We start from the raw sequence: 15901 nt of genomic DNA, 5'->3' as shown, positions 1-15901 counted from the left end.
GCCCTTCCCGGTATGCATTTCAGGCATCTCCCGTTCTTTTGCCTTTTGAGTGTCGCCGTCCCGGGGGTGACCCTGGCGGCCCAAGCGGAGCCTCCGGCGGCCCCCGCGCCCTTCCAGCCCAAGATCAAGGACCCCATGCTCGCGCCCGCGCCCGCGGCGGCGCGGCAGGTGTCGAGCTGGGACGAGGCGCTGAAGATGCTGCGCGAGCGCTCCTCGGACCTGCGGATCGCCCAGTCCAACGTCCAGCGCGCCGAGGGATTGTGGCGGCAGGCCCTCTCCTCGCTCCTGCCCACCGCGCGCCTGTCGGGCGGTGTGGGACATGACCTGCTCAACCCGGATGTCCCCGTGCTGGCGACTTCGGGCAGCCCGCTGATGGGCCAGGCGGGTGAGGGAGACAATGCGCCGTCCTCACCGCTCCTGAGCGGCTCCGTGTCGCTGACGCAGTCCCTGGTGAACGTGAGTGCCTGGCGCGGGTTGTCGGCCGCCGGCTCGACCGAGGAGAGCGCCCGGTCGAACCTCCAGGACGTGCAGCGCCGCCTCACGCTGGGGCTGGCCCAGGCGCTGGTGGCCACCGTGGCGGCCGAGCGCACCGCGGAGCTGAACCGCGTGGGCTTGCGGCAGGCCCTGGAGCGCGCCGCGCTGACCCAGCGCTCCTTTGAATTGGGGGCGGGCACGCAGCTCGACGTGGTGCGGGTGCGCCAGGACGTGGAGGTCGCCCGTGCCTCGCTCATCTCGGGAGACGAGCAGCTGCGCCGGACCCGGGAGGCGCTGGGGCTGACGCTGGGCTTGCCCGAGGCGGTGGGGGTGCAGACCACCTTCCAGCTTCAGGGGCTGGTGGATCAGACCCGCGACGAGTGCGCACCGCTGAAGGCCCTGAGCGAGCGGCCGGATCTCGTGGCCGCGCGGGCCCAGGCGTCCGCGGCGCGTGACAGCCGGCGCCAGGCCTCGGCGGGCTACCTGCCCACGCTGGGGCTCTCCAGCAACGTCGTGGCGTACACCACGGACCCGGGCTTCGGAACGGTGCCCACCTGGAGCATCTCCGCCATCCTGTCTGTGCCCATCTGGGAGGGCGGCCTTCGGGAGGGGCTCGTACGTGAGCGCGCGGCGCTCGAGGCGCAGTCGGCCGAGACGCTGCTGCGCACCGGCCGCGAGGTCGAGGTGGAGGTGGCGCGCGCCCGGCGGAGCGTGGAGGTGGCCGAGACCCTGGTGAAGACGTCGTCCGCGGCGCTGGAGCTGGCGGAGCGGACGGATCAGCTGACCCGCCGCGCCTTCGAGGTCGGCCGGGGCAGCAGCCTGGAGCTGGTGCAGAGCGGTGCGGCCCTGCGCCAGGCGCAGTTGTCGCTCGCCCTGCGGGAGTTCGAGCTCGTTCAGTCGAGACTGAGTGCATTTTTGACGGAGGCCCGATGCGACTGGTGAAGAGGATGCGCCCCCTGAGGGTATGGGCGGTTGGACTGTTCGGGGTTGCGTGCGTCGCGGGGGCCGTGGGGTGTGCCAAGCCGCCCGCGAAGGCGCCGCCCCCGCCGCGTGAGATCGAGGTCGTGAACCTGGCCCCCAGCGAGGTGCGGGACACCGGCGAGTACCTCGGCACGCTCCAGTCGCGTCAGAGCGTCACCCTGTTGCCCCAGGTGGCGGGCTACGTGCGCGCCATTCACGTGAAGCCGGGCCAGAAGGTGGAGGCGGGCGCGCCGCTCATCGACGTGGATGCGCGCGGCGAGACGGCCGCGGTCGAGAACGCCCGCGCTCAGCGCAGCTCCCGCGAGGTGGACCTGGAGCTGGCGCGCCGCACGATGACCCGCACCGAGGCCCTCCACAAGGAAGGGCTGGCGAGCGCCCAGGAGCTGGAGCGTGTCCAGGCCCAGGTGCAGGCCGCCGAGGCCGCCGCGCGCGCGGCCGGCGCCCAGCTGACCCAGCGCGAGGTGCAGCTGCAATTTCACGTGGTGCGGGCCCCCTTCGCGGGGACCGTGGGCGATGTCGTGGTCCGCGTGGGCGACTCGGTCGGCCTCTCGACGGTGCTGACGAGCGTGGCCCAGGCGGATGTGCTCGAGGTGAGCGTCTCGGTGCCCTCCGAGCGGGCCCGCTCGCTGCGGACCGACACGCCGCTGGAGATCCTCGACTCGCGCGGCAAGGTGCTGCTCACCAGCAGCGTCTTCTTCATCGCGCCGCAGGCGGATCCCCGCACGCAGCTCGTGGAGGTCCGGGCGGCGTTCCGCAACACCTCGGGGCTGCGTCCCAGCGAGCTGGTGCGCGCGCGCCTCGTCTACTCCACGCGCCAGGCGCTGCAACTGCCGGTGCTCGCGGTGGTGCGCCAGAGCGGCCAGCCCTTCGCGCTGGTGGTCCGGGAGAAGGAAGGCAAGACGGTGGTGGAGCGGCGGCCCATCCAGCTCGGGACCCTGGGCGAGATGGCCTACGTGGTGGAGAGCGGTCTGAAGGCAGGGGAGCAGGTGGCGGTCACCTCGCTGCAGTCCCTGCGGGATGGGGCGCAGGTGAAGGTGAAGCCGGCCTCCGCCGTCCGGATGGGCAAGGAGCTGAGCGCCGGGGCCAGCGGCGGTGCGGTGGGGGGAAGCCGCTAGTCACAGCAACACCGGGCGCCGCGCGGAGGGGCGCGGGGCCCAGCCACAGCATCGCACCTTGAGGACACCACCACCGTGTTCGTTGACTTCTTCATCCGTAGGCCTGTCTTCGCCGCCGTCTGCTCCATCGTGCTGACGCTGGTGGGACTCATCGCCATCCCCACGCTGCCCATTTCCCAGTACCCGGACCTCGCGCCGCCCCAGGTCACCGTCACCAGCACCTACGTGGGCGCCAGCGCCGAGGTGGTGGAGAGCGCCGTCACCATCCCGCTCGAGCAGGAGCTCAACGGCGTGGAGGGCATGCGCTACATCAGCTCCACCAGCGCCAACGACGGCACGAGCCAGATCACCATCACCTTCGAGCCCACGCGCGACATCGAGGTGGCCGCCGTCGATGTGCAGAACCGCGTGAGCCGTGCCTCGGCGCGCCTGCCCTCCCAGGTGAACCAGACGGGCATCGTCGTCAACAAGGCCTCCAGCCAGATGCTGCTGACGCTGGGCCTGTCGAGCCCCGACAACCGCTATGACGCGAAGTTCCTCAGCAACTACGCCGACGTGAACCTGAAGGACGCCATCAAGCGCGTCCGGGGCGTGGGCGAGGTGCGCATCTTCGGCGAGCGCAAGTTCTCGATGCGCCTGTGGCTGGATCCCACCTCCATGGCGAGCCGGAGCCTTACGCCCCAGGACGTGGTGCGCGCCCTCCAGGAGCAGAACCTCCAGGTGGCCGCGGGGCAGGTGGGCCAGCCGCCGTCGAGCGACGAGCAGCCCTACCAGATGGCGGTGCGCGCGCACGGCCGGCTCATCGAGCCCGAGGAGTTCGGAGAAATTGTCCTGCAGCGCAGCCAGGATGGGCGCCTCGTGCGGGTGAAGGACGTGGGCCGGGTGGAGCTGGGCGCGGAGAACTACGGCACCCTGCTGCGCTTCAACGGCAAGACGGGCGTTGGCCTCGCCATCTTCCAGCTGCCTACCGCCAACGCGCTGGATGTGCGCGACGGCGTCATCAAGGAGATGGACCGGCTGGCCCAGCAGTTCCCGCCGGGGCTGGAGTACCGCACGGGCAATGACACCACGCTGGCGGTGCGCGCCTCCGTCACCGAGGTGGTCCACACCCTCATCGAGGCCATCGCGCTGGTGATCCTCGTCATCTTCCTGTTCCTGCACGGGTGGCGCAGCGTGCTCATCACCGCGCTCACCCTGCCGGTGTCCCTGGTGGGCACCTTCGCCTTCGTGTACCTGATGGGCTTCTCCATCAACACGCTGACGCTCTTCGGCCTGACGCTGGCCACGGGCCTCGTGGTGGACGACGCCATCGTGGTCATCGAGAACATCGAGCGGTTGATGGCCGAGAAGGGGCTGTCGCCCATGAAGGCGGCCCGCGAGGGCATGAAGGAAGTGTCCGGCGCCGTGGTGGCCATCTCCATCGTGCTGGTGGCGGTGTTCATCCCCGTGGCGCTGTTTCCCGGCACCACGGGCTCCATCTACCGCCAGTTCGCGCTGACGATCGCCGTGTCGGTGGGCCTGTCCACCTTCTGCGCGCTGACGCTGACCCCGGCGCTCAGTGCCCGGCTGCTCAAGCACCACCACGGGCAGAAGTGGATCTTCTTCCGCAAGGTGGACCAGGCGCTCGACTGGACGCGCGATGTCTACAGCCGCGCGCTGCACGGGCTGCTGAAGCACCCCTTCGTGATTCTCGCCGCGTTCCTCCTGTGCATCGCGGGCACGGTGGCGCTCTTTCGCGCGGCGCCCACGGGCTTCATCCCCGACGAGGATCAGGGCTACCTGATGATCACCGTCCAGGGCCCCGAGGGCATGGCGCTGGCGCAGACCGAGAAGGTGCTGACCGAGGTGGAGGCCATCCTGCAGACGCTGCCCGAGGTGAGGACGGTCTTCGCCATCGGCGGCTTCTCTTTCCAGGGCAACGGACCCAACTTCGCCACCGCTTTCGTCCCCCTGCACCCGTGGGAGCAGCGGACGAGGCCGGATCAGTCCGTGGCCGCGCTGGTGGAGAAGCTGCGTGGGCCGCTCAGCGCCATCGGTGGGGCGCGGGTCCTGCCGTTCCAGCCCCCGGCCATCCGTGGCGTGGGCAACGTGGGTGGCTACCAGTTCATCGTCGAGGACACGGCCGGCGGGCGTTCGCTGGACGAGCTGGCCGCGTCCGCCCAGGAACTGGTGGCCAAGGCCAATGAGGACGGCCGGCTGCGTGGTGTCTTCACGTCCTTCAACGCGGACACGCCGCTCCTGGATGTCGAGGTGGACCGCCAGAAGGCCAAGGCGCTCGGGGTTCCGATCGAGCAGATCTTCAGCACCATGCAGGTCTACATGGGCAGCCAGTACGTCAACGACTTCAACTACGCGAACCGCACCTACCGCGTGTACCTGCAGGCCGAGCAGCAGTTCCGCGACAGCGCGCAGGACATCGGCGGCTTCTACGTGCGCAGCGACAGCGGGTCGATGATTCCGCTGGAGTCGCTGGTGAAGGTGGAGCCCACGGTGTCCGCCCAGGTCATCCGGCACTACAACCTGTTCCGCTCGGCGGAGATCAACGGCCAGCCGACGCTGGGTGTCTCCTCCGGCCAGGCGCTGGACGTGATGGACGAGATCGCCACGGCGAACCTGCCCCAGGGCATGAGCACGGAGTGGACGGGCATCAGCCTGGAGCAGAAGCAGAGCGGTGGGCAGACGGCGATCATCTTCGCGCTGGGCCTCCTGTTCGTGTTCCTGGTGCTGGCGGCGCAGTACGAGAGCTTCAGCCTGCCGTTCGTCATCATCCTCTCGGTGCCGCTGGCGATGATGGGCGCGCTGGCCTTGCAGATGGCGCGGGGCTTCGCCAACGACGTGTTCTGCCAGGTGGGACTGGTGATGCTGGTGGGACTGGCCAGCAAGAACGCCATCCTCATCGTGGAGTTCGCCGAGCAGCTGCGCGAGCAGGGCAAGTCCGCGGTGGACGCGGTGGTGGAGGCGGCCAGCGTGCGCCTGCGGCCCATCCTGATGACCTCCGTCGCCTTCCTCCTGGGCGTGGTGCCGCTGATGACGGCGTCGGGCGCGGGCGCGGCCTCGCGCAACTCGCTGGGCACGGCGGTGTTCGGCGGAATGCTGGTGTCCACGGTGGTCAACTTCATCTTCATCCCCGGCCTCTACGTGCTGATGCAGCGGCTGCGGGGCGAGGCGAAGCGGACGGCCACGGACGAAGAGGCGGAAATCTCCCCCGCGCCGTCGCACTGAGGTAAGGGGGCGCCGTGAATGCCGAGGCTCCGGCGCCGCTCGCGGTGACCACCAGTGCCAATCCGGACCCACCGCTCATCGCTCAGGCCCGCGCGGCCGCGAGTGCATGGGCGGTTCCTTTTTTTCCGCGCAGGCCCGGCGAGGGCGTCGCGGACTGGCTGGGCACCCGGACCGCGGCGCTCCTCGTCTTCGGCCGGGACGGGGTGACGCTCCGGGACGCGGAGGGGCAGCACGCCTTTCACGGGGGGATGGCGCACCTGCGGCGGCTGCGGCTGGCCGAAGGGGAGCCGGATACCTTCGTGCGCATGGCGGACCTGCGCCCCGGGGATGCGGTGCTCGACTGCACCCTGGGCCTGGGGCAGGACGCCATCGTGGCGGCGCTGGCGGTGGGGCCGCAGGGCAGGGTGGTGGGGTTGGAGAAGCGCCTGGCCCTCTATGCCGTCGTCTCGGAAGGGCTGAAGACCTACGCGCTGGGCCCGGACTCGTGCCGGGTCGAGGCGGTGCACGCGGACGCGAGCGAGTACCTGCGCACGCTGCCCTCGCGCTCCTTCGACATCGTGTTCTTCGATCCGATGTTCTCCAAGCCCCGGAAGGCGCAGCCCGGCTTCGACGTGCTCCGCCGCTTCGCGGACCATGGGCCGCTCACGCTGGAGACGCTGGCGGAGGCGGAGCGCGTGGCCCGCCGGTGGGTGGCCGTCAAAGGCGCGAAGTATTCCGATGACTTGAAGAAGCTGGGCCTCTCCCCGGAGCCGGGTTCCCGGCACACCGACGTCGTTTGGGGGCGTAGGCGCATCCGTGACGGGTAGCGTCCGTTGAACGACGGTTCAAACCCTTGATGTGGTTCAGTCCACCTTGTTTCAGTACCAGGGGGTACGTATACCTCCCCGATGAGTACGCTTCCGAGGAAGCTGGAATGGCTTGCCGACGGGGGCGAAATGGCCGCCCTCATCGAGTCCATCGACTGGTCGCTTTCCCCCTTGGGGCCCATCGAGACGTGGCCGCAGAGCTTGCGCACGACCGTGAGCCTCTGCCTGGCGTCGAATTTCCCCATCAACATCATCTGGGGTGACGGTCATAACCAGATCTACAACGAAGGCTACCGTGGGATCTGCGGTGCGGCACATCCCCGCGCTGTGGGAGAGAGCTACCGGGTGACCTGGGCCTCCGCCTGGCCGGCCATTGGCGAGCCCTTCGAGCGCGCTCTCGCGGGCGAAACGTCGTACCTCGAAAACCAGCGGATGTTCCTGGAGCGCAATGGCTACCCGGAGGAGACATTCTTCACCTTCTCGCTGAGCCCGATCCGCGACGAGTCCGGCAAGGTGGTGGGGCTCTTCCACCCGGTGACCGAGACGACCCCGACGATGCTCGCCCAGCGCAGGACGCGGGCGCTGCGGGACATCGCCGACCGCGCGGGACAGGCCCAGGTATTCGGTGAGGCGTGCGACCTGCTGCTGGCCTCCCTCGGGGAGTATGGCTTCGACCTGCCCTTTGCGCTTCTCTACGTGACGGAGCCGGATGGGACCGAGGCGCGGCTGCGGGGGACCTGTGGGACCCTGGCAGGGGGGCCGCTGGCGCCGGAAATCATTCGGCTCACGCCCGGTGCCGGGGAGAAAAGCTGGCCGCTCAGGCAGGCAGCGGGCAGCGGGCGGGCGGAGCCGGTCCCGGATGTGGAGGCCCGGTTCGGACGCGTCTCCGCGGGACCGTATCCCGAGCCGCTGGGGATGTCGTTCGTGCTGCCGGTCCGGGTCGCCGGGGTGGCCGCGCCGCTCGGGTTCCTCGTCATCGGGGTGAGCCAGCGGCTTCTGCTCGATGATGCCTATCGCGCCTTCGTGGAGATGCTGGGCGCGGCGGTCAACGCGGTGCTTGGGAACGCGCGTGCCTATGAGGCGGAGCGGCGCAGGGCCGAGGCCCTCGCGGATCTCGACCAGGCCAAGACGGCGTTCTTCAGCAATGTAAGCCACGAGTTCCGCACCCCGCTCACGCTCATGCTGGGGCCGGTGGAGGAGCTCCTGTCCGGGCGCCACGGCGCCCTGTCCGAGGCGGCGCTCGGCGAGCTGGAGGTCGTGCACCGCAACGCGCTGCGGCTGCTCAAGCTGGTGAATGCGCTGCTCGACTTCTCCCGCATCGAGGCCGGCCGGGCCCAGGCCTCGGTCGAGCCCACCGACCTGCCGGCGCTCACCCGCGACGTCGCGAGCGCGTTCCGTTCCGCCGTGGAGCGCGCGGGGATGCGCTTCGTGGTGGACGTGGAGCCGCTCGGGGAGCCGGTGCTCGTCGACCGCGAGATGTGGGAGAAGATCGTCCTCAACCTCATGTCGAATGCGTTCAAGTTCACCCATGCCGGTGAGATCCGCGTCGCCCTGAAGCGGGAGGGTGGGTTCGCGCGGTTGTCGGTGCAGGACACGGGCATTGGCATTCCGGCAAGCGAGCTTGGACGCGTGTTTCAGCGCTTCCACCGGGTGCATGAGGCGAAGGGGCGGACCCACGAGGGCAGCGGGATCGGCCTTGCGCTCGTGCAGGATCTCGCGAAGCTTCATGGGGGCTCGGTGGAGGTGCGGAGCACCGTCGGCGAGGGCTCGACTTTCCTGGTCCGTGTCCCGTTGGGCAATGCCTACTGGATGGGAGCGACCATCCTGGACAGCGCGCAGCGTCCACCCCCCAACCCGGTGCGCATCGAGGCCTTCGTCGAGGAGACGCTCCGCTGGCAGGTCGAGCCCTCTCCGGCGGCCCCCGTGCCGGTCCCGGCGCAGCCCCCGGGGGCCGCGGTGAGCACGGGCCCCCAGCCGAGAATCCTGCTCGCCGACGACAACGCCGATATGCGCGACTATGTCCGCCGCCTCCTGGAGAGCCGCTATCAGGTGACGGCCGTGGCGAACGGGGCAGAGGCGCTCCAGTCGGCTCGGGCGGCGCGGCCGGATCTCGTGCTCTCGGATGTGATGATGCCGGTGATGGATGGCATCGAACTCGTGCAGCAGCTCCGGGCGGACAGCACCCTGCGCACGCTTCCGGTCATCTTGCTGTCCGCACGCGCGGGGGAGGAGGCCACGGCGAGCGGGCTCGAACTGGGCGCGGATGACTATCTGACGAAGCCGTTCGCGGCCAGGGAGCTTCTTGCCCGTGTGCAAGCGCAGCTCACCATGGCGGCCCTGCGGCACCGGGCGGCGGAGCAAGAGGCACACGCGCTGGCCCTCACGCAGCATCAGCAGTGGCTCCAGGCGGTGCTCGACAGGCTCCCGGCGCCCACGCTGCTCGTCGACCCGGACTCGGGCCGGTTCACCTTCGTGAACCATGCCGCTCAGCAGCTCGCGGCCGGCGGCTTTCCCATGGACCTCGACGCCGTGGAAAACGGCCGGTCCTTTCGCATCACGGGCGAGGACGGGGGCCCGCCCGGCCTGGCCCGTGCGCTCAATTCCCAGGTCCATGACCTGGAAGCCCTCTGCCACTCGCCCGCTGGCCGCTTCCACCTCGTGGCCGACTCCGGCTTCGTGCCGGGCGTTGGCTCGCATCCACCGCAGGCCCTTCTCACCTTCACGGATGTCACGCGGCTCAAGCGGGTGGAGCAGGAGCTGAAGATGCTCCTCGATGGGCGCGATGAGTTCCTCTCCATTGCGTCACACGAGCTGAAGACGCCCATCACCTCCTTGCGGATGCAGTTGCAGATGACCGAGCGGAACGTGAAGCCCGAGGAGGGCCGCGCGCCGAGCCCGGATCGGCTCGCGAAGGCGCTCCGGGTGTCGTTGATCCAGGTGAACCGGCTGACAAGCCTCGTGGATGATCTCCTCGATGTGGCGCGCGTCCGGACGGGCACCCTCGACCTTGACTTCAAGGAAGCCGACCTTGTGCAGCTTGCCTCCGACACGCTGGAGCGCTTTGCCGGACAGCTCGCGCATGCCGAGTGCCAGGTGCGGTTGGAGGCCCCGCCGGGGCTCCTGGGGGTCTGGGATGGCCGCCGGCTCGAGCAGGTCCTGACGAACCTCGTCTCCAATGCGGTGAGGTACGCGCCGGGGGCGCCGCTGGCCGTGCGCCTCTCGGTGCAGGGGGACCGCGTCCGTCTCGAAGTGCGCGACCAGGGCCCCGGCGTTCCGGAAGCGCTGCGCGAGACCATTTTCGACCGCTTTGATCGCGGCATGGCCTCGCGCAACACCGGAGGACTGGGGCTGGGCCTTTTCATCGCCAAGCAGATCGTGCGTGCTCACGGCGGGACGATCGCCGTCGAGAGCCCTCCGGGGGGAGGCGCATGCTTCGTGGTCCTCCTGCCCCACGACGCCTCGCGCTCCCAGGCGCAGGACCCCGCCACGGCACCAGGAGGCCTGGCATGAACCGGCACATCCTCATCGTGGAGGACGACTTCTACATCCGGGATGCCATCCGCGAGCTGCTCGAGGAGGAGGGCCACACGGTGGTCTGCGCGGAGAACGGAGCCCACGGGCTCGCCGCACTGGAGACGATGCGGCCCTCTCCCGACGTCATCCTCTTGGACCTGATGATGCCCGTGAAGGACGGCTTCCAGTTCCGCACCGAGCAGCGGGCCGATGCGCGCTTTGCGCACATCCCCGTGGTGGTCATGAGCGCGGATCCCCATCTCGACAGCCGCCGCGACGTCCTCGCTGCCCGCGCCTACCTCCGCAAGCCGGTCGACATCGTTCAGTTGCTGGCTGCTGCCGTCACGTAGGCCTCAGCGTGGTCTCGGCCTGCTGCACCGTTTGCGGCGATGGAGTCGCTGCTGGTGAATTTTGTGTCAAAGGACGTGAGGTTTGGCATGGGGCTGTCCTCCGGCCGAATCGCAGAACCGGCCCGCCTCGACAGACTGCTTCTGCTCAATGCTTTGGCGTGCCCCCTGCTGAAGCCCGTCTGCGAGCAGCCCGTCTTCCGTGAAGTCTTCGGCCTCATATGAGAGGATGCCTCAGGCTTGAACGGTTACGTATTTGTCAGGAATTCTTACTGACAAAGGCGCCTTAGCCAGCGGCGCATGTTGTCCTTGTCGAGTGAGATCCAGCCGGTGCGCTCCTCATAGAGGAAAGGTTCCAGTAGGTGCGCCAACGCCCGGTACTGGGGAAGGTAAACCTTCTGCGCGGTGTCAATGGCATCGGGCCACTCACCCAGGGTGAGCAGCAGGCGCTCTCCCCCCAAGGAATGGAAGGACACTTCCGGGAAGGAGAGCTTGTGGCGCATGGACTCAATGCCGCCAAGCTGGCCGAGTAAGGGCTGACCTAGGAAGGTGAGCCAATAGGCTCCTCGAGCTCGGGTGCCGATGACACGGCTCGTATCATTCAGATGATAGAGATCCATGCCTAGGTAGTGGCTCAATGGGTCGATGAGATCCCTACGAGCCGCGTACCAAAGGCCGTGCGGAGCAACGAATGCGAGGCTGGCGTAACCGAAGCTGAAGGGTAGCTCGCGGGCGAGTTCCAGAGCCAAGGAGCGCAGATGGGCGGGACCATGCTCCAAGAGGTACTCGGTGGGAAAGGAGAAGGTGACTCCGCTGGTGGAGTTCTCGTCGTGAGAGAACCCCGGATCATCGAGTTTCCGGCCATCATATTCGAAGTGGTACCCGCCCACCGCACTGGCGTCCTCCTCCAAGTCGACGAGCCACTCGGCTCCCCAGGAGCGCTCAAGGATTTGCCAGCGGATGTGCTCCCAACCTTTGTCATCGAGTGGGAGAGTGTCTCCATCGTCCGAGCCGTACCAGTTCAATGATTGAGGGGGAATGGCACGCAAATAGGCCTGTAAGGCACGCCATACGGCGGGGGCCACCTCTTGGTGCGAGCGGCGCATGAAGAAGCAGAGGATGACACCGTCGCGGGCCACCAGCCTGCCGCTGTCTGTCCGCAACCGGATGACGGGGATGGTCTCTCTCATCGAGTCACTCCGGTCCGCGGAGAGATCATCAGTGCTTCTCCCCCCAAGGCATCCCGGTAAACCCTGCCCTGATTCGAACCTGCGTAGGCACTGTTCTCGCCATACACATGCCGCCAGTAAACTGGTGGCCAGAAATAGGTGTGCGGCCGTCCTGGGCATGCCCACAGGGTACATGGCTGCGCTCCATTCACTCCTTGGACGAAGCCTTGGGCGGGCCCTCGCTGCCCAGCGGTGACAGCTTCCCTGAGAGGGCCCCGGCCTGTTCGTGGGGCATCAGGTCCCGGGGTGAGCGGTAGTACTGCATGGGCGAGTAGTGCAGGAAGTTCGAGACGCGGCTCGTGTAGAGACACGCGTACTGCTCCACCTGGTAGCCGAAGCGGCTGTTCTCGTTGCCCTCCTTGAACAGCAGCCCCCAGTACGGGTTGAAGCCTTCCTCCACGTCCCGCTCCAGCGTGTCGGCGATGCCCGTCGCGTTCTTCAGCGCGCGGCGGACCGTGTCCAGCTCCTGCTTGAGCCGCTTGCGCTCCTCCTCCATCCGGGATTGTTCCTCGGGGGCAATCCCGCCTCGCTCCAGCCTCCGCTCCAGCGTGTTCAGCGCGCTCTTGATGACGTTCACCGTGTCATCCAGCCGCGCCCGGGTGTGCTCCACCTCGGACAGCTGGGTGATCTCCTCCAGCCGTGAGTCCGTGTAGGTGATCTCGTCTTCGATCTCCTGCACCACCATGCACGTGCGCCACAGCGACGACTTCTTCGACTTGAGGATGTCGCCGTAGATGTGGTCCCCCACGTAGAGGATGTTGTCGCCCCGGTAGCCCGTGAACTCCTCGAACTGCACCAGGTTTCCGCCCGAGTACACCTTGCCGCGCTCCAGGCTCTTGGCCTCTCCCACCACGCGGCCCGCCTCGGTGCTCGCATCCAGCTCCAGGAACGGGCGCTGGTCCGTGAAGAACCCCGGCTTGCCCGCCGCCGTCACCGTGAAGTCGAAGTAGTTGCGCCAGCTCGGGTACTCCGGAAGCTGTCCGTCCAGCAGGTACCCCATCACCGCATCCGTGTAGTCCCAGGCCGAGTTCGTCAGCAGGAACAGGCGCTTGCCCCCCGAGCGCAGCTTGTGCAACGCCGCGCCCAGCTCGGAGTCCTGGAACACGTAGCGCGACAGGTCCTTGCGCACCTCGCGCTTGAGCGAGTTGTCCCGGTGCACCGTGTCGATGGCCTCGCGGATGTTGTCGTACAGCTTGCCGTAGTCCACGCGCTCGCCCAGCGACTCCAAGAGCTCGATGATGCCCGCGTACAGGCATGTCTCCGGCAGCGCGAACAGCGTGTCGTTCCACGCGAACCGGGGGTTGCTCGGGCGGATGCGTTTGTTGCGGTACAGCTCCCGCTTCGTCTCGGACTTGAGCGGCCGCAGGCCGTGCCACACCCGCCCCACGTGGCCAAACCGGTCCATCTTCACGATGTTGCCCGTGGCCCGGTCCACCGCCAGCCCGCGCATCACGAAGTGGTGGTCATAGAGCAGCCCCCCGATGACCGGCGGGTAGCCGTAGTCGCTCACCAGCTTCGTGAGCGTCATGTCGAACGAGAGCTGCTCCAACCGGCGCATGTGGTAGATGGCCAGCGTGTAGTCCATGTCGAAGCCGATGAGCTCGATGGACGCCATGCGCAGGTTGCGGTTGACGAACACGTCCCGCGCCCGGGGCGTGTCCTGCCCCTCACGCGGGGTGGTGAGCAGGCGGGCAAGGCCCTCGTTGTTCAGCAGCGCTTGGGCTTGCTGGGCGGCCTCCTCGGCGTGGGCCCGGTTCAGGGCGGAGCGGAAGCTGCCGTGCAGGGGGTCCACGGAGGGCCCCCCGGGGATGGGGCGGGTGGTGGGCGCGATGGGCACGGGACCGTGAAACATAACATGCCCCCCCTGCGCGGGCACCCCGCCGTGGGTCTTCCTTGCCGGTATCCGAGGGGGCGTGGCACGCTTCGCCGCGCCATGCGGTCTCCTGCCAGACGTCAGTCCGCGGACGCCGAGATCCATGCGCGGCTGTCCGCTCGAATCGAAGCCCTGGAGGACCGCGTCCGCCAGCTCGAGCTGCACGTGCGGCGCGCGGCCTCCGCCGCCGTTCGCGCCCGGTCCGGCAAGGCCACCGCCTCCCCCCGGGAGGTGTCTGGAAAGCCCCGGCCCCGGTGCCCCGGGTGTACCCTGGAGCTGCCGCGGGGCCGCCGGGGCGAGAGCTGTGTCTGGTGTGGGTTTCACTTCGCCGCCGTCCGGCGCCGGGCAGGGAAGGGATGAGCGCCTCCTACCGCCTCACCGGCCGCGTCGAACCGGGAGAGCTCGCCGAGCTGTACCAGGCCACCCAGGAGGGTGGGGGCAGCGTGGTGGTGAAGCTCTTCCACGCGAAGACGTCGGATCCCGCCTACGCCCGGGTGCTGGCCGACACGTCGCGGGTGCTCAACCCCCTGCGCCCCCCGGGCATCGTCCCCGTGGTGGACATGGGCTTCGTGAAGCAGCGGCTCGCGGTGGTGCGCGAGCACGTGGACGGCTTCACCCTGGGCACGGCGCTCCAGCGGCTCAACACGAAGGAGGTGCTCCTTCCCTCCGCCCTCGCGCTGCACCTGGTCATCCAGCTCCTGGACGCCGTGCAGCGGGCGCACGAGGTGGGCGTCATCCACGGCGCCATCACCCCCGGCAACCTGCTGCTGTCGCGTGACGGCGTGCCCGGCATCTGCGACTTCGGGGCGCTCAAGGCGTTGATGGCGGTGCCCGAGCTCAAGCGCGCCTTCGCCACCCGGGGGCGCAGCGCCTACCGGGCCCCCGAGGTGGGGAAGGGCGAGGAGCCCAGCGAGCTGTCGGACATCTACTCCCTGGGGGCCATCGCCTACGAGCTGCTCACCCTGCGCGAGGCCCTCGTGGTGGGCAGCGGCCTGAGCACCCGCCGGGATGGGCTGCCCCCGCCCAGCCGCCTGGATCGCCGCATCAACTCCCGGTTGGATCCCATCATCCTGCGCGCGCTGGATCCGCTCCCGCAGCGGCGCTTCCGCTCGGCCGGGGAGTTCGCCGGAGGGCTGCGCAACTTCCTGGCCTCGCATGGGGGCATGCCCGGCGTGGAGGACCTGCGCCGGTTCACCCGGGAGCTGGTCCCCAACGAGGTGAACTTCTCCACGCTCGGGCCCGTGCCGTTCTCCGAGCCCTTCGCGCTCACCGCCGTCTCCGGGGCGGAGATTGCCCACCTGCGCGCCGAGCCCCTGGATGTCTCGGTGGTGGTGCGCATGCCGTTCAGCCCGGCGCTGAGCGAGGAGGAGACCGAGGCTAAGACCCAGGAGGCGGCCCCCGCCTTCGAGGCGTACGTGCCCGAGGGCTCCGCCCCCCTGGAGCCGCTGCGCACCGGGGCCGCCGCGCCCGTGGCCGAGCACGAGAACACGGCCCCCACGCCGGCCCAGGACGTCCCCTGGGAGGCGCCCGCGGGCCCCATGGCCGCCGCGCCGCGCAAGCCGCTTGCGGCCCCGGGCGCCCGGGAGGGCACGCGCGTGGGCCGCAACCCCCGGCTCAAGTGGGTCGAGGATGTCCCGGACGCGCCCGAGCGCACCGCGGAGGAGCCGCCCGAGGAGACCGCGACGTCCGTCCGGAAGCGTCTGGTGGCCCGGGAGGCCCCGGCCCCCGCGCCGCCCCCTGCCGCGAAGGACCGGCCGGAGATTCCGATGCCGCCGCCCACCCAGGAAGCGGTTCCGGTGGCGAAGCGGCGGCGGCGGCTCTTCACGGAGGAGCTCAACCTCCTGAAGTCCTCGCGCCGTCAGCGCCGGGCCCTGAGCCTCGCGGGCGCCATCGCGCTGGTGGGCCTGTTCGCCTTCGTGCTCGCCACCTGGGAGCGCGCCGCCCCCGGGGAGGCGTCTCCGGCGCCTTTTCGGGCGGCCCCCCCGGTGGGGGCCCAGGCGGGAGGCCCCGGGGTTCCGCCGCGGGAGCCTCCCCCCGCGCCGCCCGTCCCCGCGCCCCCGGCCCCGGAGCCCCGGGAGCAGGCCGAGGCCGAGGCACCCCCCCCGCGCGCCCAGGCGGCCTTCGTGACCCTGCGGGCCAACGCCCCGGCGCGGGTCTTCATCGATGGGGTGCCGCTGAGCCGGCGCACGCCGCTCGTCCGCTACCCGGTGAAGCCCGGCACCCGGCTCATCGTCCTGGAGTCCGTGTCCACCGGGGAGCGGGCCGAGTTCCGCCTGCACTTCGAGCGGGGCAAGACGCGGGCCATCGAGCAGAAGTTCAAACCCGTTCCGAGGCGCTGAGC

General features: G+C 69.4%; 10 protein-coding genes. 8 read left to right on the top strand and 2 right to left on the bottom strand.

Annotation, left to right across the window (positions count from 1 at the left end; genetic code table 11):
• Positions 1 to 12 precede the first annotated feature (12 nt).
• The 6 genes from KY661_RS05635 to KY661_RS05610 all read left to right on the top strand — a co-directional run bounded on the left by KY661_RS05635 (position 13) and on the right by KY661_RS05610 (position 10461).
• A complete protein-coding gene (locus tag KY661_RS05635) occupies positions 13 to 1416 on the top strand; it encodes a TolC family protein (RefSeq protein WP_398577145.1) in 1404 nt (467 codons plus the stop codon).
• Positions 1404 to 2570 (top strand): efflux RND transporter periplasmic adaptor subunit, encoded by a 1167-nt coding sequence (locus KY661_RS05630; protein WP_225409231.1) that lies wholly within the window; start codon positions 1404 to 1406, stop codon positions 2568 to 2570. Before KY661_RS05635 ends, KY661_RS05630 begins: the two co-directional genes overlap by 13 nt.
• A gap of 75 nt (positions 2571 to 2645) precedes the next feature.
• On the top strand, positions 2646 to 5792 hold the full coding sequence (locus KY661_RS05625; protein WP_225409230.1) for an efflux RND transporter permease subunit: 3147 nt from the start codon (positions 2646 to 2648) through the stop codon (positions 5790 to 5792).
• A gap of 14 nt (positions 5793 to 5806) precedes the next feature.
• On the top strand, positions 5807 to 6598 hold the full coding sequence (locus KY661_RS05620; protein ID WP_225409229.1) for a class I SAM-dependent methyltransferase: 792 nt from the start codon (positions 5807 to 5809) through the stop codon (positions 6596 to 6598).
• A 129-nt stretch (positions 6599 to 6727) separates the two neighbouring features.
• Positions 6728 to 10108: an ATP-binding protein gene (locus KY661_RS05615; protein ID WP_225409228.1), complete on the top strand. Its 3381-nt coding sequence runs from the start codon at positions 6728 to 6730 to the stop codon at positions 10106 to 10108.
• Positions 10105 to 10461 (top strand): response regulator, encoded by a 357-nt coding sequence (locus tag KY661_RS05610; RefSeq protein WP_225409227.1) that lies wholly within the window; start codon positions 10105 to 10107, stop codon positions 10459 to 10461. Before KY661_RS05615 ends, KY661_RS05610 begins: the two co-directional genes overlap by 4 nt.
• Before the next feature lie 266 nt (positions 10462 to 10727).
• Here KY661_RS05610 and KY661_RS05605 read toward each other — a convergent pair whose 3' ends face one another.
• A complete protein-coding gene (locus KY661_RS05605; RefSeq protein WP_225409226.1) occupies positions 10728 to 11648 on the bottom strand; it encodes a type VI immunity family protein in 921 nt (306 codons plus the stop codon).
• Positions 11649 to 11835: 187 nt separating this feature from the next.
• Positions 11836 to 13539: an HAD-IG family 5'-nucleotidase gene (locus KY661_RS05600; protein WP_225409225.1), complete on the bottom strand. Its 1704-nt coding sequence runs from the start codon at positions 13537 to 13539 to the stop codon at positions 11836 to 11838.
• An 81-nt stretch (positions 13540 to 13620) separates the two neighbouring features.
• Here KY661_RS05600 and KY661_RS05595 point away from each other — a divergent pair, with 81 nt between their 5' ends.
• On the top strand, positions 13621 to 13920 hold the full coding sequence (locus KY661_RS05595) for a hypothetical protein (RefSeq protein ID WP_075005632.1): 300 nt from the start codon (positions 13621 to 13623) through the stop codon (positions 13918 to 13920).
• The gene (locus tag KY661_RS05590) at positions 13917 to 15899 is read left to right on the top strand and encodes a serine/threonine-protein kinase (protein WP_225409224.1); all 1983 of its coding nucleotides are present in this window, start codon (positions 13917 to 13919) and stop codon (positions 15897 to 15899) included. The genes KY661_RS05595 and KY661_RS05590 overlap by 4 nt, the downstream gene beginning before the upstream one ends.
• Positions 15900 to 15901 lie beyond the last annotated feature (2 nt).

The organism is Allostigmatella hybrida, from assembly GCF_020103775.1.
Classification (GTDB): domain Bacteria; phylum Myxococcota; class Myxococcia; order Myxococcales; family Myxococcaceae; genus Hyalangium; species Hyalangium aurantiaca.
Note: the sequence above shows the minus strand (reverse complement) of the source record. Positions and strands in the feature narration are given on the sequence as shown.